This is a genomic window from Massilia soli, assembly GCF_016809835.1.
GTDB classification, from domain to species: Bacteria; Pseudomonadota; Gammaproteobacteria; order Burkholderiales; family Burkholderiaceae_D; genus Telluria_A; species Telluria_A soli.
In genome coordinates, this window is the sequence record NZ_JAFBIL020000001.1 from 369,804 (window position 1) to 390,261 (window position 20,458).

The window sequence follows — 20,458 nt, forward strand, 5'->3', positions numbered from 1 at the left end:
CGACGGCTGGAACGAGCGACCGATAAAAAAAAACGGCACCCGAAGGTGCCGTTCTTGTTCAGCGTAAAACCGATTACTCGGCGTCGCCGTGGTGCTGTGCTGCGTTCGCAGTATCTTCGATCGCTTGCAGTTCGCTCGACATGGCTGCCTTTTCGGCATCCAGCAGCGCCTTGCGCTCTTCCACTTCCCACGCTTCCTTCTCTTTGCGTGCGCGGTGGAACGCGAGGCCGGTACCGCCAGGAATCAGGCGGCCGACGATGACGTTTTCCTTCAGGCCGCGCAGACCGTCGCGCTTGCCCATGATCGCCGCTTCGGTCAGGACACGGGTGGTCTCCTGGAACGATGCAGCCGAAATGAAGGAGTCGGTCGACAGCGATGCCTTGGTAATACCCAGCAGTACGTTTTCGTACGTTGCAGGGATCTTGCCAGCAGCATTCATTGCGTCGTTCTCGTCCAGCAGTTCCGAACGCTCCACCTGCTCGCCGACGATGTAGTCGGTGTCGCCGGCTTCCAGGATCTGCACGCGGCGCAGCATCTGGCGCACGATCACTTCGATGTGCTTGTCGTTAATCTTCACGCCCTGCAGACGGTACACGTCCTGCACTTCGTCAACGATGTAACGCGCCAGCGCTTCGATACCCAGCAGGCGCAGGATGTCTTGCGGATCGGCCGGGCCGTCCACGATCATCTCGCCCTTGTTCACTACCTGGCCGTCGTGTACCAGCACTTGCTTGTCCTTGGTAATCAGGAACTCGTGCTTGTTGCCGTCCATGTCCGTGATTTCCAGACGCTGCTTGCCCTTGGTTTCTTTACCGAACGCAACCGTACCGGTCACTTCAGCCAGCATGCCCGCGTCTTTCGGCGAACGTGCTTCGAACAGCTCGGCGACGCGTGGCAGACCACCGGTAATGTCTCGCGTTTTCTGCGATTCAGTCGGGATACGTGCCAGCACTTCACCCACCGATACCGACTGACCATCCTTGACCATGATCAGCGCGCCAACCTGGAAGCCGATCGCTACCGAGTGCTCGGTGCCTGCGATCTTGACTTCTTCGTTGACGTCGTTCAGCAGCTTGACCTGCGGACGCAGGGTCTTGCCGACCGAACCACGACGCTTCGCATCGATCGCGACCAGGGTCGACAGGCCGGTCACTTCATCGACCTGACGGGCAACGGTCACGCCTTCTTCGACGTTCTCGAAGCGCACGGTACCCGCATATTCCGTAATGATCGGACGGGTCAGCGGATCCCAGGTCGCCAGCGGCAGGCCGGCTTTGATGACCATGCCGTCCTTGACGTTCAGGGTCGCGCCGTACGGTACCTTGTGACGCTCGCGCTCACGGCCGTGGTCGTCCGTGATCAGCACTTCGCCGGAACGCGAAATGACGATCTGGGCGCCCTTGCCGTTGGTGACGTAACGCATGGTTGCCGAGAAACGGATGGTACCGTTCGACTTGGCTTCCACCGACGACGCCACTGCTGCACGCGATGCCGCACCACCGATGTGGAAGGTACGCATGGTCAGCTGGGTACCCGGCTCACCAATCGACTGCGCTGCCACAACACCGACTGCTTCGCCGGAGTTGACCAGCATGCCGCGGCCGAGGTCGCGGCCATAGCACTTGGCGCACAGGCCGAAGCGCGTGTCGCAAGTCAGTGGCGTACGTACCTTGACTTCGTCGATCGACAGGCGCTCGACTTCTTCGACCATGTCTTCGTCCATCAGGGTACCGGCTTCGAACACGGTTTCCTGGGTTTCAGGATTGACGATGTCATGCACGTTGACACGGCCGAGGATACGGTCGCGCAGTGCTTCAATGACTTCACCGCCTTCAACCATCGCCTTCATGACGGTGCCGTTGGTGGTGCCGCAATCGTCCTCGATCACAACCAGATCCTGGGTCACGTCGACCAGACGACGGGTCAGGTAACCCGAGTTCGCCGTCTTCAGTGCCGTATCGGCCAGACCTTTACGAGCGCCGTGGGTCGAGATGAAGTACTGCAGAACGTTCAGGCCTTCGCGGAAGTTCGCGGTAATCGGCGTTTCGATAATCGAACCGTCCGGCTTGGCCATCAGGCCTCGCATACCAGCCAACTGGCGAATCTGTGCTGCCGAGCCACGTGCGCCCGAGTCGGCCATCATGTAAATCGCGTTGAACGATTCCTGGGTCGACTTGGTGCCGTCGCGCTTGACGACGTCTTCTACTTTGAGCTGGTCCATCATGGCCTTGCCGACTTCGTCCGAGGTCTTGCCCCAGATGTCGACGACCTTGTTGTAACGCTCGCCGGCGGTCACCAGACCCGAAGCGTACTGCTGCTCGATCTGCTTGACTTCCGATTCGGCCGAGGCGATCAGGCCAGCTTTCTGGTCAGGAACCAGCATGTCGTCGACGCAGATCGAAATACCTGCGCGCGTCGCCAGGCGGAAACCGGACTGCATCAGCTTGTCGGCGAACACCACCGTGGCACGCAGGCCGCACTTGCGGAACGACGTGTTGATCAGCTTCGAAATCTCTTTCTTCTTCAGGGCGCGGTTCAGTACGGCAAACGGCAGGCCCTTCGGCAGGATTTCGGACAGGATCGCACGGCCAACCGTGGTTTCGTAGCGCGTGACGGTGCGCTCGAACTCGTCGGTTTCGGCGTTCTTCGGGAACTCGACGATACGCACGGTGATGCGGGTGGTCAGTTCAACTTCCTTGTTGTCGTAGGCACGGATGACTTCCGACACGTCAGGGAACAGCATGCCTTCGTTCTTGGCATTGATCGCTTCGCGGGTCGCGTAGTACAGACCCAGCACGATATCCTGCGAAGGAACGATCGACGGTTCGCCGTTCGACGGGAACAGGATGTTGTTCGACGCCAGCATCAGCGTACGCGCTTCCATCTGTGCTTCGATCGACAGCGGGACGTGGACAGCCATCTGGTCACCGTCGAAGTCGGCGTTGAACGCCGCGCAGACGAGTGGGTGCAGCTGGATCGCCTTGCCTTCAATCAGAACCGGCTCGAACGCCTGGATACCAAGACGGTGCAGCGTAGGCGCACGGTTCAGCATGACCGGGTGTTCTTTGATGACGTCTTCCAGGATGTCCCAGACCACTGGTTCCTGGATCTCGACCAGCTTTTTGGCGGCCTTGATCGTCGTTGCCAGACCCATCAGTTCGAGCTTGTTGAAGATGAATGGCTTGAACAGTTCAAGCGCCATCAGCTTCGGCAGGCCGCACTGGTGCAGTTTCAGCTGTGGACCGACCACGATGACCGAACGGCCCGAGTAGTCGACGCGCTTACCCAGCAAGTTCTGACGGAAACGACCGCCCTTACCCTTGATCATTTCAGCCAGCGACTTCAGCGGACGCTTGTTGGCGCCGGTCATCGCTTTGCCGCGACGGCCGTTGTCCAGCAGCGAGTCAACCGCTTCTTGCAGCATGCGCTTTTCGTTACGCGTAATGATTTCCGGCGCGCGCAGTTCCATCAGGCGCTTCAGGCGGTTATTACGGTTGATGACGCGGCGATACAGGTCGTTCAGGTCGGAGGTCGCAAAGCGGCCGCCGTCCAGCGGTACCAGCGGACGCAGTTCCGGCGGCAGTACTGGCAGCACTTCCATGATCATCCAGTCAGGCTTGATGCCCGAACGCTGGAACGCCTCAAGCACTTTCAGGCGCTTGGCGTATTTCTTGATCTTCGCTTCCGACTTCGATTCCTTCAGCTCCACGCGCAGCGCTTCGGCATCGCGGTGGATGTCGATCGAGCGCAGCAGTTCACGGATGCCTTCGGCGCCCATGAATGCGGTGAAGTCGTCGCCGTACTCTTCGTACTTGGCGGCGTAGTCGTCTTCCGACATGATCTGGCACTTCTTCAGCGGGGTCATGCCTGGATCGGTCACGACATATGCTTCGAAGTACAGCACGCGTTCGATGTCCCGCAGCGTCATGTCGAGGACCATGCCCAGACGCGACGGCAGCGACTTCAGGAACCAGATGTGCGCGGTTGGCGACGCCAGTTCGATGTGGCCCATGCGCTCACGGCGCACCTTGGCCAAGGTGACTTCAACGCCGCACTTCTCGCAGATCACGCCGCGGTGCTTGAGGCGCTTGTACTTGCCGCACAGGCACTCGTAGTCCTTGATCGGGCCAAAGATCTTGGCGCAGAACAGGCCGTCGCGCTCTGGCTTGAAGGTACGGTAGTTAATGGTTTCCGGCTTTTTTACTTCGCCGTAGGACCACGAACGGATTTTTTCAGGGGACGCGAGGCCAATCTTGATGGCGTCGAACGTCTCATTCGTTTGAACTTGCTTGAATAGATCGAGCAGTGCTTTCATGTATCACTCCAGGTGATTGAATTTCTATATTGCGTCTTGCGCCGGCGGGTACCACTGCCGTCGCCCCCGCGAAAGCCTCGGCGGCCCCACGGTGGCCCATCCTGAGCGTGCACATTTGCTCAGCATGGGTTCCCGCCTGCGCGGGAACGACGGTGGCGAACTTAGTTGCGTTCCAGGTCGATATCGATACCCAGGGAACGGATCTCTTTCACCAGCACGTTGAACGATTCCGGCATGCCCGCGTCGATCACGTGATCGCCCTTGACCAGGTTTTCGTACACCTTCGTACGGCCGTTCACATCGTCCGACTTGACGGTCAGCATTTCCTGCAGCACATACGATGCGCCGTACGCTTCCAGTGCCCACACCTCCATCTCACCGAAGCGCTGGCCGCCGAACTGGGCTTTACCGCCCAGTGGCTGCTGCGTGACGAGCGAGTATGGACCGGTCGAACGCGCGTGCATCTTGTCGTCGACCAGGTGATGCAGCTTCAGCATGTGCATGTAGCCAACGGTAACCTTGCGCTCGAATGCTTCGCCGGTACGACCGTCGAACATCGTGACCTGGTTCTTCGAAGGCGTCATGCCCAGCAGCTTGGCAACCGGATCCGGATACGCCAGGTCCAGCATGCGGCGGATCTCCGACTCGTGCGCACCGTCGAACACTGGCGTTGCGAACGGGACACCCTTCTTCAGGTTGTCCGCCAGCGAGACGATTTCGTCGTCGCTGAAGTTGTCGAGGTCTTCCTTCTTGCCGGTCTCGTTGTAGATCTGGGTCAGGAACTTGCGCAGTTCGTCGACTTTTGCCTTGGCAGCGATCATCTCGCCGATCCGCAGGCCCAGGCCCTTCGCCGCCCAACCGAGGTGGGTTTCGAGGATCTGACCAACGTTCATTCGCGAAGGAACGCCCAGCGGGTTCAGTACAACGTCAGCCGGGGTGCCGTCAGCCATGAATGGCATGTCTTCGACCGGAACGATGCGCGATACCACACCTTTGTTACCGTGGCGGCCCGCCATCTTGTCGCCCGACTGCAGGCGGCGCTTGACGGCCAGGTAGACCTTGACCATCTTCTGTACGCCTGGCTGCAGCTCGTCGCCCTGGGTCAGCTTCTTGCGCTTCTCTTCGAAGGCCAGGTCGAACTGGTGGCGCTTCTCGGCGATCGATTCCTTGATCGCTTCCAGAGCAACGGCAGCGTCGTCTTCCGACGGACGGATGTCGAACCAGTGGTATTTGTCCAGATCGTCCAGGTATTCCTTGGTGATCTTGGCGCCCTTGGCCATCTTCTTAGGGCCGCCGTTGACGACTTTACCAATCAGCATTTTTTCCAGACGCTGGAAGGCATCGCCCTCCACAATACGCATCTGGTCGTTCAGGTCCAGGCGGAAGCGCTTGAGTTCATCATCGATGATCTGCTGGGCGCGCTTGTCGCGGACGATGCCTTCGCGGGTGAAGACCTGGACATCGATCACGGTGCCGACCATGCCCGAAGGCACGCGCAGCGAGGTGTCTTTGACGTCCGATGCCTTCTCGCCGAAGATCGCGCGCAGCAGCTTTTCTTCCGGGGTCAGCTGGGTTTCGCCTTTTGGCGTTACCTTACCGACCAGGGTGTCGCCAGCCTGCACTTCAGCGCCGATGTAGACGATGCCCGATTCATCCAGGCGTGCCAGCTGGTTTTCCGCCAGGTTCGAGATGTCGCGGGTGATTTCTTCCGCGCCCAGCTTGGTGTCGCGTGCAACAACCGACAGCTCTTCGATGTGAATCGAGGTGTAGCGGTCGTCCTTGACGACGTTTTCCGAGATCAGGATCGAATCCTCGAAGTTCAGGCCGTTCCACGGCATGAACGCCACCAGCATGTTCTGGCCCAGTGCCAATTCGCCCAGGTCGGTCGATGCGCCATCGGCGATCACGTCGCGCTTGGCGACGCGGTCGCCGACCTTGACGATCGGACGCTGGTTGATGTTGGTGTTCTGGTTCGAACGGGTGTACTTGATCAGGTTGTAGATGTCGACACCGACTTCGCCAGCGGTTGCTTCGTCGTCGTTGACGCGAATAACCACACGGCCTGCATCGACGTAGTCAACCACACCGCCACGCAGTGCCTGCACGGTGGTGCCCGAGTCGACCGCAACGGTGCGCTCGATACCGGTACCGACCAGTGCTTTTTCAGGGCGCAGGCAAGGTACTGCCTGGCGCTGCATGTTTGCACCCATCAATGCGCGGTTCGCGTCATCGTGCTCGAGGAACGGAATCAAGGATGCTGCAACCGACACGATCTGGCCAGGCGCCACGTCCATGTACTGGATGCGCTCTGGCGATACCAGGATCGTCTCGCCTGCTTCACGGGCCGATACCAGCTCGTCCGACAGGGTGCCCGAACCATCGATGCCGGCGTTGGCCTGGGCGATGATGTAGCGGCCTTCTTCGATTGCCGACAGGTAATCGATCTTGTCGGTGACCTTGCTGTTTTCGACCTTGCGGTACGGCGTCTCGAGGAAGCCGTATTCGTTCAGGCGGGCAAACAGTGCCAGCGAGTTGATCAGGCCGATGTTCGGGCCTTCAGGCGTTTCGATCGGGCACACACGGCCGTAGTGGGTCGGGTGCACGTCGCGCACCTCGAAGCCTGCACGTTCGCGGGTCAGACCACCAGGGCCAAGGGCCGAAACACGGCGCTTGTGGGTGATTTCCGACAGCGGGTTGGTCTGGTCCATGAACTGCGACAGCTGGGACGAACCGAAGAACTCACGGATCGCGGCCGAAATCGGCTTGCTGTTGATCAGGTCATGCGGCATCAGGTTGTCCGCTTCGGCCTGGCCGAGGCGTTCCTTGACGGCGCGCTCAACACGCACGAGGCCGGCGCGGAACTGGTTTTCGGCCAGTTCGCCCACGCAACGTACGCGGCGGTTACCCAGGTGATCGATATCGTCGACTTCGCCGCGGCCATTGCGCAGTTCCACCAGGATCTTGATCACTGCCAGAACGTCTTCGTTCGACAGGGTCATCATGCCAGTCAGTTCATCGCGGCCGATGCGGCGGTTGAACTTCATGCGGCCGACGGCCGACAGGTCGTAGCGTTCAGGGCTGTAGAACAGGCCGTTGAACAGCGCTTCGACCGATTCTTCGGTTGGCGGCTCGCCTGGACGCATCATGCGGTAGATCGCGATGCGCGCGGCCATCTGGTCGGCGGTGTCGTCGATACGCAGGGTCTGCGAAATGTAGGCGCCCTGGTCCAGATCGTTGGTGTACAGGGTCTGGATTTCGCTGATGTCCGCTTCGCGCAGGCGCGACAGCAGGTCGTCGGTCAACTCGTCGTTGGCCGATGCGATCACTTCGCCGGTGTCGGCGTCGACGACGTTCTTGGCCAGCACGCGGCCCAGCAGGTAGTCTTCAGGCACCGAAATGTGCTTGATGCCAGCCGCTTCGATGTCGCGCACGTGCTTGGCGTTGATACGCTTGTCTTTCAGCACCAGGGTCTTGCCCGACTTGTCGACGATGTCGAAACGCGCCACTTCGCCACGCAGGCGCTCGGCGACGAATTCCATCTCCGCGCCTTCCGAGCGCAGGTTGAAATTGTCGAACACGAAGAAGTTCGCGAGGATCTGCTCGTGCGACATGCCGATTGCCTTCAGCAGGATCGTCACCGGCATCTTGCGGCGGCGGTCGACGCGGAAGAACAGGATGTCTTTCGGGTCGAACTCGAAGTCCAGCCACGAGCCGCGGTAAGGAATGATACGTGCCGAGAACAGCAGCTTGCCCGAAGAGTGGGTCTTGCCGCGGTCATGCTCGAAGAACACGCCAGGCGAACGGTGCAGCTGCGACACGATGACGCGCTCGGTACCGTTGATCACGAACGAGCCGGTGGTCGTCATGAGCGGCAGTTCGCCCATGTAGACTTCTTGCTCTTTCATTTCCTTGACGACAGGCTTGGTTGGCGATTCCTTGTCCAGGATCACCAGGCGAACCTTGGCGCGCAGCGGCGACGCAAAGGTCAGGCCACGCTGTTGGCATTCCTTGACGTCAAAGGCAGGCTCGCCCAGCACGTACGACAGGAATTCGAGGCGCGCAAAACCATTGTGCGACACGATAGGGAAGATCGAGGTGAAAGCCGATTGCAGGCCGTCATTCTTGCGCGTTGACACAGCTGTGTCAGCTTGCAGGAAGTTCTCGTAAGATTCAAGCTGGGTAGCCAGAAGGAATGGAACGTTGTGAACGTTGGCGCGCTTCGCGAATGACTTGCGAATGCGTTTCTTCTCAGTAAATGAGTAGTGCATGGACACTCCGTGAGTGACAGAAAGGATGAGAATTCAGGGATTGCCAGTGACGCCGATTAACGGTTAGAGTCACATGCAAGGCCTCAAGTCTCGCAACTTCGTGCCAGAGGAAAAAGAGAAAAACTGCTACTGTTACTGCCTACTACTTGCCGCCGGTAACTAGTTACTGCGACATCCGTTACAGGGACGACAAAAGAGCCAAAGCCGCATCCTCCCCCTTTCGGGAGAGGAGCGCAAGCTTTGACTCGTGGCGCTGTCCTGCCGCCGGTAGTGCTATTACTTGATTTCTGCTTTCGCGCCAGCGTCTTCCAGCTTCTTCTTGGCAGCTTCAGCGTCAGCTTTCGACAGGGCTTCTTTAACGGTCTTAGGTGCGCCGTCAACCAGGTCTTTTGCTTCTTTCAGGCCCAGGCCGGTGATTTCGCGAACTGCCTTAATCACGCCAACTTTGTTCGCGCCGAAGTCGGCCAGAATCACGTTGAACTCGGTCTGCTCTTCAACTGCTGCGCCTGCTGCTGCGCCGCCAGCTGCTGGAGCTGCCATTGCTGCTGCCGATACGCCGAACTTTTCTTCGAATGCCTTAACCAGGTCGTTCAGGTCCATTACGGACATTTCGCTAACTGCGTTCAGGATGTCGTCTTTGCTAATTGCCATTTGAAACTCCAAATTTGTATGTTTAGTTTAGTAACTTGACGAACAGCGCGCTGCTATTAAGCAGCTGCGGTTTCTTCGGCTGCAGGAGCAGCTTCCGAACCTTCGCTCTTCTGTGCTGCCAGAGCAGCCAGACCACGTGCAAAGCCCGACACCGGTGCCAGCATCACGCCCAACAGCTGCGAGATGAGGATTTCACGGCTAGGAATGCTTGCCAACGCTGCTACAGCTGCTTTATCCAGCTGCTTGCCTGCGTAGTTACCCGCCTTGATCACGAGCTTGTCGTTGGTCTTGGCGAAGTCGTTGATGACTTTAGCTGCTGCAACTGCATCGTCCGAGATCGAGTAGATCAGCGGGCCGGTCATTGCGTCAGCCAGGTTGGCGAACTGCGTACCTTCCACAGAGCGACGAGCCAGCGTGTTCTTCAGAACACGCAGGTATACGCCCTGGGCACGCGCCTTGGCACGAAGTTGAGTCAAGTGACTAACCTGGATGCCACGATATTCGGCCACGACGATCGTTTGCGCAGATGCTACTTTTGCGGAAACTTCGGCGACGACGGCCTTTTTGTCATTCAGATTAAGACCCACGGTCAACCTCCTTAAATGATGCGCGGCAAAATCGCCTTGCATCGGTTCGAACAACGGCGTCCGAAGTTAAGAAGTTCAGACTGAGCGGAGTGACTCACGCAGCATGGACTAACAAAACTTGTTCGGGTACACCATCTGCGTTGGGTGGTCTATTAACCTCCGGCCTGCCTGCTGCCTTTGGCCCAACGGTCTTTGATTGCCTGCCGGATGTCCTTGCGGACCTCCGGCAGCCCAAAGATGTGCCTCGCGCCCGCGGTGTTCACCACTGGCATGAGGACTTGATTCTTTATTACGCAGCCAGCGAGTTGTGGTCGACGCGAACGCCGGCACCCATCGTCGACGAGATCGCGACCTTGCGCAGGTACACGCCCTTCGAGGTCGTTGGCTTGGCCTTGTTCAGTGCTTCGACCAGGGCAACCAGGTTGCTCTTCAGGTCTGCATCGCTGAACGACTTGCGGCCGATCGTTGCGTGGATGATACCTGCCTTGTCGGTACGGTACTGAACCTGGCCGGCTTTCGCGTTTTTCACCGCGGTAGCGACGTCGGCGGTCACGGTGCCGACTTTCGGGTTAGGCATCAGGCCGCGTGGTCCCAGGATCTGGCCCAGGGTACCGACGATACGCATGGTGTCTGGCGACGCGATGACGATATCGAAAGGCATGTCGCCGGCTTTGACGCGCTCGGCCAGGTCTTCCATACCAACAACGTCTGCACCAGCTGCTTTAGCCTGCTCAGCCTTTTCGCCGGAAGCGAACACAGCGACGCGAACGCTCTTGCCGGTGCCAGCTGGCAGCACGACGGAGCCGCGCACAACCTGGTCCGACTTCTTCGGGTCCACGCCGAGCTGGATCGCAACATCGATCGACTCGTTGAACTTGGCGACTGCGAATTCCTTGATCAGTGCAACTGCGCTGTCGAATTCGTACGATTTATTGCGGTCAACCTTGGCCTTCATGGCCTTGACGCGTTTGGACAGCTTAGCCATTAGATACCCTCCACCGTGATGCCCATCGAACGCGCGGAACCGGCGATGATGCGCACTGCGGCATCCATGTCGGCAGCGGTCAGATCCGGCTGTTTCGTTTTTGCGATTTCTTCAGCTTGCGCGCGGCTCAGCGTACCGACTTTGTCGGTATGTGGCTTCGGCGAACCTTTGGTGATGCCAGCTGCCTTTTTGATCAGGTAGGTCGCTGGAGGCGTCTTCATCACGAAGGTGAACGACTTGTCCGCGAATGCCGTGATCACGACAGGGATAGGCATGCCAGGCTCGACACCCTGGGTCTGGGCGTTGAACGCCTTGCAGAATTCCATGATGTTCAGGCCGCGCTGACCCAGCGCTGGGCCGATCGGTGGGGATGGGTTTGCTTTACCAGCTGGCACTTGCAGCTTGATAAAACCAATGATTTTCTTTGCCATGATGGCTCCTATCTTTGGATGAGTAGTAGCGCCCCGCCGGATACTGCATGACGGGGCTCCTCTTTTCAGATTCCGCCAACTGGGCGACGCTCTGAATCGGCGCTAAAACCGTCGTTCCCGTGAAAACGGGAACCTATACTCAGCATGGGTTCCCGTTTTCACGGGAACGACGACGCTTAAACCTTTTCTACCTGGCCGAACTCAAGCTCAACCGGGGTGGCGCGGCCGAAGATCGTGACCGATACGCGCACTTTGGACTTCTCGTAGTTGACTTCTTCGACGTTGCCGTTGAAGTCAGTGAACGGACCATCCTTGATACGCACTTGCTCGCCCACTTCGTACAGCACTTTTGGACGCGGCTTCTCGACGCCCTCTTGCATCTGCTGCATGATCTTGTCGATCTCGCGCGCCGGGATCGGCGTCGGCTTGTTCGACTTGCCGCCGATGAAACCCGTAACCTTGGCGGTGTTCTTGACCAGGTGCCAGGTGTCGTCCGTCATTTCCATCTCAACCAGCACATAGCCTGGGAAGAAACGACGCTCGGTGACCGACTTCTGGCCATTCTTGACTTCAACAACTTCCTCGACCGGCACCAGGATCTGGCCGAACTTGTCTTGCATGCCGGCGCGTTCGATGCGCTCGGTCAGTGCGCGCATGACGCTTTTTTCCATGCCGGAATAAGCGTGCACAACGTACCAGCGCTTATTGCTGACTGGGACGCTCATGGGCGCATCTTGCGCCGGGGCGTCGGCTGCTGGAGCGCCGATCGCCGGAACTTCGTCCGGCGCGGTGTCTTGCACATTTTCGCTCATGTTATTTCCAACCCAGAATGACGTCGTATAACAGGAATTGCAGAATCTTGTCGGTGCCCCACAGGAACATCGCCATCACGACCACGAAGGCAAACACGATGCCGGTGATCTGCATGGCTTCCTTGCGGGTCGGCCAGACCACTTTTTTGGTCTCGCGAACAGCTTCTTTGGCGAAATTCAGGAAGCCACGGCCAGTTGCCGACATCCACAGGATCAGGACGGCCAACAGCAAACCAGCCACGAGTGCCCCAGTGGACATCAAAGCTGGTTTGTTCAAGCCTTTCAGGTAAAAGAACCCGACGACCCCTGCAATCGCCGCAACAACTGCCAGCGCGACCTTGAACTTGTCGTTCGACGTGCTGACAGTTTGCACGGATTGATTAGACATACTTTTTGTACTTTCGGTGCCTGCACCAGAACGGTGGCAGGGACGGAGGGCATCGAACCCCCAACCTTCGGTTTTGGAGACCGACGCTCTGCCAATTGAGCTACGTCCCTACGTAAAACTTCAGTGGAATCAAGCATTTTACCATCGTAAGGCCGCTGATGGCAAGGCGCTGATTGCGCCTGGCATGAAACCTGGCGCGGAAGACGGGGCCCGGAAGCCCCGCTTTACTACAATTACTTGCCTTCGCTGAGGATCTTAGCGACAACACCTGCACCAACGGTACGGCCACCTTCGCGGATTGCGAAGCGCAGGCCTTCTTCCATCGCGATCGGGTTGATCAGCTTGACGGTGATCGACACGTTATCGCCTGGCATGACCATTTCCTTGTCCGCTGGCAGCTCGATCGAGCCGGTCACGTCGGTGGTACGGAAGTAGAACTGTGGACGGTAGTTGTTGAAGAACGGGGTGTGACGGCCGCCTTCATCCTTCGACAGAACATAGATCTCGCCGGTGAAGTGGTTGTGCGGCTTGATCGAACCCGGCTTGGCCAGAACCTGGCCACGCTCGACGTCTTCACGCTTGGTACCGCGCAGCAGCAGGCCGACGTTGTCGCCAGCTTGACCCTGGTCCAGCAGCTTGCGGAACATTTCCACGCCGGTGCAAGTGGTCTTGACGGTGTCTTTGATGCCGACGATTTCGATTTCTTCGCCGACCTTGATGATACCGCGCTCAACACGACCGGTAACAACGGTGCCGCGGCCCGAGATCGAGAACACGTCTTCCACTGGCATCAGGAAGGCGCCATCGACTGCGCGCTCTGGCTCAGGGATGTAGGTGTCGAGGGCTTCAGCCAGGGCGATGATCGCCTGCTCGCCCATTGGGCCGGTGTCGCCGTCCAGCGCCATACGTGCCGAACCCTTGATGATTGGCAGGTCGTCGCCTGGGAATTCGTACTTCGACAGAAGCTCGCGCACTTCCATTTCGACCAGTTCCAGCAGTTCTGCGTCGTCGACCAGGTCGCACTTGTTCAGGAACACGATGATGTATGGAACGCCAACCTGGCGTGCCAGCAGGATGTGCTCGCGGGTCTGTGGCATTGGGCCGTCAGCTGCCGAGCAAACCAGGATCGCGCCGTCCATCTGCGCTGCACCGGTAATCATGTTCTTGATGTAGTCGGCGTGGCCTGGGCAGTCAACGTGAGCGTAGTGACGGTTTGCGGTCTCGTACTCGACGTGTGCGGTGTTGATGGTAATGCCGCGCGCTTTTTCTTCTGGTGCTGCATCGATCTGGTCGTAAGCTTTTGCTTCGCCGCCGAATTTCTTCGACAGAACAGTAGCGATCGCTGCCGTCAGGGTGGTCTTGCCGTGATCAACGTGTCCGATGGTACCGACGTTGACGTGCGGCTTGGTCCGTTCGAATTTACCTTTTGCCATTTTAGACTCCTAACGATTTTTAAGATTGGCCGGCATCTCGCTGATGCCAAGCCCGACTGTCGATTTTGAATTTACTGCGACTTACCTGAATCTTGAATTCTGGTGCCCTTTACGTGGATTGAACACGTGGCCTCTCCCTTACCAAGGGAGTGCTCTACCACTGAGCTAAAAGGGCTAATTTGTTGCGATGTAACTCGTGCATTGCAGAATCAATGGAGCGGGTGAAGGGAATCGAACCCTCGTCGTAAGCTTGGAAGGCTTCTGCTCTACCATTGAGCTACACCCGCGAGGTACTTCACACCACTAACAATTTTCCTACAATATCTTGGTGGAGGGGGCTGGATTCGAACCAGCGTACTCATAGAGAACAGATTTACAGTCTGTCGCCTTTAACCACTCGGCCACCCCTCCGCGAGGAACCGCAGAGTATGAAGCAAGGTCAAAACATTGTCAACAAAATTTGCGGCGTCTTTTCCGTGCTTTTGCTGTCGTCTTGCTTCGGGGCGTGATTGTACCCGCACCCGCCGCAAGAGCGCAAGGGCAGTTTGTTGTTGCATGTTTTTTTCTCGCCGGCGATTTTTATACCGGCAAAAAATAATGCCCACCGGGCGTGGCGCAAAGGCCACAGCACCGGGTTGCAGGAACCGCAAGTGAAACCACCTGTCCTACCGTGGCGCGCGTTGATCGCCGCAAATCTGTGGTTCGCCATCGCCTGCCTGGCCGCCGGATGGCTCGGCCTGCTATTGGCGTTGCCGCCCGGCTACGCCTCGCCGCTGTCGCCGGCGGCCGGCATCGGCATCGCCGTGCTGGCCGCGTTCGGCTGGCGCCTGCTGCCGGGGCTGGCCGTGGCCGCGGTCATGCTCGGGCTGCCCAGTCGGCGCTGTCCGAACATGAACGCTTCCTCGGCGCGATCGCGCGCGCGATCGATGCCGGCGGCGCCAGCATGGCGCCGCGCGGCTTCTCGCCGGCCGCGCGCGCCTACCTGATGCAGCGCCCCGAAGTGCTGGCAATGGGCTGGCTGCCGCGGGTCCCCGACCGCGAGCGCGACGCGCTCGAGAGCTGGGCCAGCAGCTATTACCGCTCGCCGTTTCAGATCGTCGACGCCGGCCCCGACAACCTGCCGCAGCCAGCCGCGCGGCGCCCGGTCTACTACCCGGCCCTGCTGGTCGAGCCGGATGACCGCACCCTGGTGCTCGGGCGCGATTTCATGTCCGAGGCAAAGCGCGCCGATGCGCTGGGCCGGGCGCTGGCCACCGGCAAGGCGGTCGCCACCGCGCCGCTGCGGGTCAGCCGCGAGCGCACCCTGGCAATCCACCTGTTGCAGGCCGCCACCAGTGCCGGCGTGGCCGGGCCGCCACCGGGGGTGCTGGTGCTGACCGTCGAAATCGACCGCCACCTGGCGCAGGCGCTGCAGCAGGCGGCGTTCCCCGACCTGCTGGTGGCGTTCAGCGATATCACGCCGGATGCGGCGCCGATCCCGATGCTGGACAACATCGGACGCTCCTGGCGCGAGGTCGATTACACCCGCCAGCTGGCGTTCGGCGGACGCACCTACCAGCTGCGGCTGGCGCCCACGCCGGCCTACCTGTACGAGAACGCCGGATGGCAAAGCTGGTTCGTGCTCACCGGCGGCCTGCTGCTGACCGGGCTGCTGGGCGCGCTGCTGCTGGTGGTCAGCGGCGAGCGCGCCCAGATCAAGGCCCAGGTGCGCGACAGCACGGCGCGCCTGCGCGAACGCGAAGCGCGCCTCGAAGCGATCCTCAACAACGCGGCCGACGCCATCATCACGGTCGACCATGCCGGATTGCTGCTATCGGCCAACGCCGCCGCCGCGGTGCTGTTCGGCCATGCTCCCGAGCAGCTGCCGGGCATCCACCTGGACCAGCTGCTCGACCTGCCCGAAGGCGAGATCCACGGGGTGCTGGCGCGCCTGGCGCGCAGCGACGCCAGCGAGCGCGAACTGGCCGGGGTGGCGCGCAACGGCGCCCGCTTCCCGCTCTCGATCTCCGTCAGCGAAGTGCCGCTGGCGGGCGAAGACATGTTCGTCTGCGTGATCCACGACCTGACCGAGCAGCGCCGCGCGCAAGAACACATCCACCGCCTTGCCCACCACGACACCCTGACCGGGCTGGAGAACCGGCTGTCGCTGACCCAGCACCTCGAACAGCTGCTGGCGCAGGCGCGCCGCAACGGCCACTCGGTGGCGCTGCTGTTCCTCGACCTCGATCATTTCAAGAAGATCAACGACTCGATGGGTCACCAGGCCGGCGACATGCTGCTGATCGCGGTGGCGCAGCGGCTGCGCGAACTGCTGCGCGATGTCGACGTGATCGCGCGCCTGGGCGGCGACGAATTCATCGTCGTGATGGAAGGCGCGCTCACCCCCGAACTGGTGGGCACGGTGGCGATCCGCATCGTGCAGTCGCTGTCGACGCCGTACGACATCGGCGGCAAGATCGTGCACAGCGGCGCCAGCGTCGGCTGCGCCATGTTCCCCGGCGACGCCGACAGCGCCGAGACCCTGATGCGCCACGCCGACACCGCCATGTACGCGGCCAAGAGCGAAGGGCGCGGCAATTTCCAGTTCTTCTCGCAGGCGATGAACGCCGCCACCCATGAGCGGGTGATGATGGAAAACCGCCTGTGGCAGGCGCTGGGCGAAAACCAGTTCGAGCTGTACCTGCAGCCGCAGGTGTCGCTCGGCAGCGGCGACGTGGTCGGCGCCGAAGCGCTGCTGCGCTGGCACCATCCCGAGCTGGGTATGGTCACCCCCAGCCGCGTGATCCCGATCGCCGAGGAATCGAACCTGATCTTCGCGCTCGGCGACTGGGTGCTGGTGCGCGCCACCGAGGTGCTGGCCGAATGGCGCCGCGACGGCATGCAGACGCTGCGCCTGGCGGTCAATCTGTCGGCGCGCCAGTGCCAGGGCCGCGAGCTGCTGCCGCGCCTCGACCAGCTGATCGCGCGCGCCGGCATCGACCCGGCCCTGCTGGAACTGGAGATCACCGAATCGACCGCGATGCGCGACCCGGAAGCCACCCGCGGCCTGCTGCGCGAGCTGCGCGAGCGCGGCATCCACGTGGCGATCGACGATTTCGGCACCGGCTATTCCTCGCTCAGCTACCTGAAGCTGTTCGCCATCGACCGCATCAAGATCGACCGCGGCTTCGTCACCGACATCGAGACCGACGCCAACGACGCGGCGATCGTCACGGCCACGGTCAGCCTGGCCCATTCGCTCGGATTGACGGTGGTGGCCGAAGGCGTCGAGACGGCCTACCAGAGCAGCTTCCTGCGCTCGCGCGGGTGCGACGAGGCGCAGGGCTACCTGTTCGCGCGGCCGATGCCGGCCGCCGAGTTCCGCAGCTTTATGCAGGCGGCGAGAGCGCGGCCAGCAGTTGTCCCTTGAGGGCCTTGATCAGGGCGGTCTCGTCCGGCGCCACGCCTTCCGGCGCCGGCTCGGCGCGGTCGGCGTAGAACAGGCCGAGCTGCGCCTTGCCGACCACCAGCGGCAGCACGATGAAGCTGCGCGCATCGGGCAGCAGCTTGCGGTGCCAGGCCGGCAGCAGCTCGCGGATCTTGGGCGCGGCGGCATCCGAGATCACCAGGTCGGCGCCGTTCTCCATCGCCAGGTGGAACACGTCGCGCTCCGAGTTGGCGCTAAATACAAAGCCGGCCTTGCGCACCTCGTCGTCCTCGCCGAACGCTACGCGCGCGCGGTACTGGTTGCTGCGCGCATCCTTCAGGCAGACGGTGGCGAAGCGGAAGCCAAGGCTGCGGTACAGGGTTTCCAGCACCGCCAGGATCATCTCGTTGAGGCGCGCCTGGCCGGACGCGCGCATCTGCGTCACGTCCTGCACGCCGGCCAGCAGCAGCTCGCGCGCGTTGTACGGCTTGCCGCTCGGATAGCGCCCGGGCGGCTCGTCCTCGCCGGCATCCATGCTGGCCAGCGCCAGCACGCTGGGCAGGCCCATCGCCGTTTCCTGCTCCGGCTTGGGCTGCGGCTCCAGGTTCATACTTTCGAGCATGCTGGCCATCTGGCCGTCGACGGTCGTCAACAGCTCGGCGAACCGGTTGGCGTCCAGGTTCAGCGCCGGGCCAAACCGCACCAGCATGGCACGCGCGGTGGCCGTGCCGGCCGGGTTCGAGGTACTGGCCATCAGGCGCGACACCTCCATGCTGAACGACGCCACCTGGCGCATCCACTCGCTCCGGTTCGCTGGCGCCTTCTGGGTGCCGGACGGCAGCGGCGCCAGCGAACGCACGATCACATCCGGGATCTTCCATTCGGCCAGCACCGATTCGGTCAGCGCGTCGTAGCTGCAGCCGAGCACCTCTTGCGCGGCCTGGCCGATGCTGTGCTTGCCGGCCGCGACCAGTCCATTGATGTCGCGGTAGCGGGTATGTTCATGCGACGCCACCAGCAGCGGGCCCAGGTTCTTGAACAGCGCGCCGATCGAGACTTCCTCGGCGCCCTGGTAGGCGCTTAGGCGCGCCATCTCGCGCCCCACCAGGCTGGCGCACAGCGACGCTTCGAGCTCGATGCGCACGCTTTGCGCATGGGCGCTGTTGGACAGCGCGTCGACCAGCAGCATGCCAAGCGCCGCGGTTTTGACGGTGTCGAAACCGAGCAGCGAAATCGCGCGCGACACCGTCGTCACGACGGTGCCCGACGCGGTGCGGTAGGGGATGGTGTTCGACAGGCGCAGGATGCGCTGGGTCAGCGCGACGTCCGACAGCACATAGTACGCAAGATCGTGGGCGCCATGGTCGTCGGACGAGGCCATCTGCACCACCCGCGCGATCGAGGTACCGAGGGCGAACATGTTCTCGTCGCCGCACACCTTGTTCATCAGCGCGGCGCGCACGCGGCGGGTGTCGTTCGCCGACGGAGGAGGAGGAAATGCACTTGCCATGAATGCCAGTATCGTGGGACCGGGTTACGCCTTGAGGCGCGCACCCTTGTCGTATTTTTTCAGGATCTGCTGATGCAGGCCGGCCAGTGCCGGCAGTTTCGGGTAGATTGGATCGAGCCGGCGCATGGTACCGATCAGCTGCTGCGCGGACTTGCCAAGGCGCTCGTCCCAGCCCTCGTTATCGAGGCACTTGAGCACCGCGACGGCGGCGTTGAACACCACTTGCGGATTGTTGGGCAGCTTTTCGACCGCTTCGGTCATCATCTCGACGGCGCCGCGGAAGTCGCGCTGCTGCGCGCGCAGCGCGCCCTGGGCCACCAGGTCGACCACTTCCTGGCGCGCTTCCTGGGCGATTGACTCGGCCAGCTCGCTGCAGCCGGCCTGCTCGAACACCTGCATCGCGCGCGCCATCGCCGCGTGGTCGGGTGCATCGCGCATCACGTCGCGCATCAGCTCGGACGCGCCATCGACCCTGTCGTGCGCCAGGCAGTTGCGCGCCAGTGCCGTCTTGACGTGGGCCGACACGCCCGTCGTTTCCCTGGCGGCGGCCAGCGCCGCATCGAGCGACTCGCCCAGGCGCTTGCTGTCGCCGGTCAGCTCGTGCACCAGGCTCGATGCCACCGCGCTGCATGCCGCCGTCGTCTTGCGCCCGCCCATCGAACGGTCAAGGTCGCGGATCACGGCCGAGGCCTGGTCCGCCTCGCCGCGCTGGACCAGCGCCTGCACCAGCTTCACATGATCTTCGGGATCGCGGAATTCGGAGTACTTGGCCTTGGCCACCACCTGCTTGAAAATCTTCTCGGCGGTACCGGTGTCGCCGGTTTCCATCGCCACGTCGCCCAGCGTGCGCAAGCGCCGCACCGCATGCGGCGACACCGCCACCGCGTCGGCCAGCACGGCCTGCGACTGCGCCAGCGCTCCCGCCGCCGCATGGGTCTTGGCCAGCCAGTCGTAGGCGTCGACGAAGCTCTTGTTGGTGTCGACCAGGTTCTCGAGGATGTCCTTGGCCTCGTCCAGGCGCGCGCGCATGAACAGCGTCTTGGCCAGCCCGAGCCTGGCCCAGGCGATCGCCTTGGCCTCGACCAGTTGCTGGTAGATCGGCGCAGCTTCGGCGGGCTCGCCGAGGAACATGTGCAGCTCGGCGCGCAGGCGCAGGAAATCGATGGCATGGCGCGGATGGTCCTTCTCGCCGACGATGCAGGCCTCGATCGCCTCGCGCTGGGCGCCCTCCTCCATCAGCTGGTACACCGGCATGAACACATTGCGCTTGGCCAGCGCGCGCAGGATGCGGTCGAGCAGGCGGTCGGCGGTGAACGGTTTCAGGATGTAATCGGTGGGCGCCAGCTCGGCGGCGCTGACCACCTTCCCGTGATTGCCCTCGGCGGTGACCATGAAAAACATCGTCGCCAGCGAAATGAGCTTGTGGTGACGCAAGTCTTCCAGCAATTGCTGGCCATCCTGGCCGCCTTCGAGGTCATACTCGCACAGCACCATGTCGAAACTCTTCAGCCCGAGGTGCTTGACCGCATTATTCGAGCTGCCCGCGTGGTCGATGCGGGTCACCCCGCACTGGTTGAGCATATTGTGAATACTCGCCCGCATGCCGGCATGGGGTTCGACAATCAGGGCGGACAAGCCTTCAAGTTCGTTCATTTTGTATCCATCAAGCAAC

General features: G+C 61.3%; 13 protein-coding genes and 4 tRNA genes. 2 read left to right on the forward strand and 15 right to left on the reverse strand.

The annotated features are described in order from the left end of the window. Positions 1–73 precede the first annotated feature (73 nt). The 13 genes from rpoC to I4X03_RS01755 all read right to left on the reverse strand — a co-directional run bounded on the left by rpoC (position 74) and on the right by I4X03_RS01755 (position 14,281). Positions 74–4,315 carry a DNA-directed RNA polymerase subunit beta' gene (gene rpoC / locus I4X03_RS01695; protein WP_223464705.1) on the reverse strand — a complete coding sequence of 1,414 codons (4,242 nt, stop codon included), beginning with the start codon at positions 4,313–4,315 and terminating at the stop codon, positions 74–76. Between the two features lie 161 nt (positions 4,316–4,476). Continuing rightward, on the reverse strand, positions 4,477–8,583 hold the full coding sequence (gene rpoB, locus I4X03_RS01700) for a DNA-directed RNA polymerase subunit beta (protein ID WP_223464707.1): 4,107 nt from the start codon (positions 8,581–8,583) through the stop codon (positions 4,477–4,479). A 276-nt stretch (positions 8,584–8,859) separates the two neighbouring features. Beyond that, on the reverse strand, positions 8,860–9,234 hold the full coding sequence (gene rplL, locus I4X03_RS01705) for a 50S ribosomal protein L7/L12 (protein WP_223464709.1): 375 nt from the start codon (positions 9,232–9,234) through the stop codon (positions 8,860–8,862). A gap of 56 nt (positions 9,235–9,290) precedes the next feature. Continuing rightward, complete coding sequence (gene rplJ, locus I4X03_RS01710) at positions 9,291–9,821, reverse strand: 50S ribosomal protein L10 (protein ID WP_223466189.1); 531 nt, start codon at positions 9,819–9,821, stop codon at positions 9,291–9,293. 289 nt (positions 9,822–10,110) lie between these two features. Beyond that, positions 10,111–10,806, reverse strand: coding sequence for a 50S ribosomal protein L1 (gene rplA, locus I4X03_RS01715; RefSeq protein ID WP_223464711.1), 696 nt, complete (start codon positions 10,804–10,806; stop codon positions 10,111–10,113). Then, complete coding sequence (gene rplK, locus I4X03_RS01720) at positions 10,806–11,237, reverse strand: 50S ribosomal protein L11 (RefSeq protein WP_131424680.1); 432 nt, start codon at positions 11,235–11,237, stop codon at positions 10,806–10,808. The genes rplA and rplK overlap by 1 nt, the downstream gene beginning before the upstream one ends. Before the next feature lie 176 nt (positions 11,238–11,413). Next, a complete protein-coding gene (nusG, locus tag I4X03_RS01725; protein WP_370660474.1) occupies positions 11,414–12,049 on the reverse strand; it encodes a transcription termination/antitermination protein NusG in 636 nt (211 codons plus the stop codon). Between the two features lies 1 nt (position 12,050). Beyond that, on the reverse strand, positions 12,051–12,437 hold the full coding sequence (gene secE / locus I4X03_RS01730) for a preprotein translocase subunit SecE (RefSeq protein WP_223464713.1): 387 nt from the start codon (positions 12,435–12,437) through the stop codon (positions 12,051–12,053). Positions 12,438–12,471: 34 nt separating this feature from the next. Continuing rightward, positions 12,472–12,547 (reverse strand) — tRNA-Trp (locus I4X03_RS01735). Between the two features lie 123 nt (positions 12,548–12,670). Continuing rightward, entirely contained in the window at positions 12,671–13,870 is a 1,200-nt protein-coding gene (tuf, locus tag I4X03_RS01740; RefSeq protein ID WP_223464577.1) for an elongation factor Tu, read from the reverse strand. A 100-nt stretch (positions 13,871–13,970) separates the two neighbouring features. Next, positions 13,971–14,045 (reverse strand) — tRNA-Thr (locus tag I4X03_RS01745). 38 nt (positions 14,046–14,083) lie between these two features. Further along, positions 14,084–14,157: transfer RNA gene (locus tag I4X03_RS01750), tRNA-Gly, on the reverse strand. Positions 14,158–14,196: 39 nt separating this feature from the next. Then, positions 14,197–14,281, reverse strand: a tRNA-Tyr gene (locus I4X03_RS01755). A 239-nt stretch (positions 14,282–14,520) separates the two neighbouring features. Here I4X03_RS01755 and I4X03_RS01760 point away from each other — a divergent pair. Further along, positions 14,521–14,856: a hypothetical protein gene (locus tag I4X03_RS01760; RefSeq protein WP_223464715.1), complete on the forward strand. Its 336-nt coding sequence runs from the start codon at positions 14,521–14,523 to the stop codon at positions 14,854–14,856. Further along, on the forward strand, positions 14,814–17,279 hold the full coding sequence (locus I4X03_RS01765) for a bifunctional diguanylate cyclase/phosphodiesterase (protein WP_223464717.1): 2,466 nt from the start codon (positions 14,814–14,816) through the stop codon (positions 17,277–17,279). The genes I4X03_RS01760 and I4X03_RS01765 overlap by 43 nt, the downstream gene beginning before the upstream one ends. On the opposite strand, the gene I4X03_RS01770 is transcribed toward I4X03_RS01765, so the two are convergent. Both I4X03_RS01770 and I4X03_RS01775 read right to left on the reverse strand, forming a co-directional pair. After that, a complete protein-coding gene (locus I4X03_RS01770) occupies positions 17,239–18,786 on the reverse strand; it encodes an HDOD domain-containing protein (protein WP_223464719.1) in 1,548 nt (515 codons plus the stop codon). The genes I4X03_RS01765 and I4X03_RS01770 overlap by 41 nt on opposite strands. Before the next feature lie 24 nt (positions 18,787–18,810). After that, positions 18,811–20,439, reverse strand: a complete 1,629-nt coding sequence (locus tag I4X03_RS01775) for a tetratricopeptide repeat-containing response regulator (protein WP_223464722.1) — start codon at positions 20,437–20,439, stop codon at positions 18,811–18,813. Between the last annotated feature and the right edge of the window lie 19 nt (positions 20,440–20,458).

Excerpts from the sequence above, each read along its gene's own strand:
- nusG (WP_370660474.1), bottom strand. The coding sequence starts at position 12,049 with ATGAGCGAAAATGTGCAAGACACCGCGCCGGACGAAGTTCCGGCGATC.
- rplA (WP_223464711.1), bottom strand. The coding sequence starts at position 10,806 with ATGGCTAAGCTGTCCAAACGCGTCAAGGCCATGAAGGCCAAGGTTGAC.
- I4X03_RS01775 (WP_223464722.1), bottom strand. The coding sequence starts at position 20,439 with ATGAACGAACTTGAAGGCTTGTCCGCCCTGATTGTCGAACCCCATGCC.
- secE (WP_223464713.1), bottom strand. The coding sequence starts at position 12,437 with ATGTCTAATCAATCCGTGCAAACTGTCAGCACGTCGAACGACAAGTTC.
- I4X03_RS01770 (WP_223464719.1), bottom strand. The coding sequence starts at position 18,786 with ATGGCAAGTGCATTTCCTCCTCCTCCGTCGGCGAACGACACCCGCCGC.
- rpoB (WP_223464707.1), bottom strand. The coding sequence starts at position 8,583 with ATGCACTACTCATTTACTGAGAAGAAACGCATTCGCAAGTCATTCGCG.
- tuf (WP_223464577.1), bottom strand. The coding sequence starts at position 13,870 with ATGGCAAAAGGTAAATTCGAACGGACCAAGCCGCACGTCAACGTCGGT.
- rpoC (WP_223464705.1), bottom strand. The coding sequence starts at position 4,315 with ATGAAAGCACTGCTCGATCTATTCAAGCAAGTTCAAACGAATGAGACG.
- rplL (WP_223464709.1), bottom strand. The coding sequence starts at position 9,234 with ATGGCAATTAGCAAAGACGACATCCTGAACGCAGTTAGCGAAATGTCC.
- rplK (WP_131424680.1), bottom strand. The coding sequence starts at position 11,237 with ATGGCAAAGAAAATCATTGGTTTTATCAAGCTGCAAGTGCCAGCTGGT.
- I4X03_RS01765 (WP_223464717.1), top strand. The coding sequence starts at position 14,814 with ATGGCGCCGCGCGGCTTCTCGCCGGCCGCGCGCGCCTACCTGATGCAG.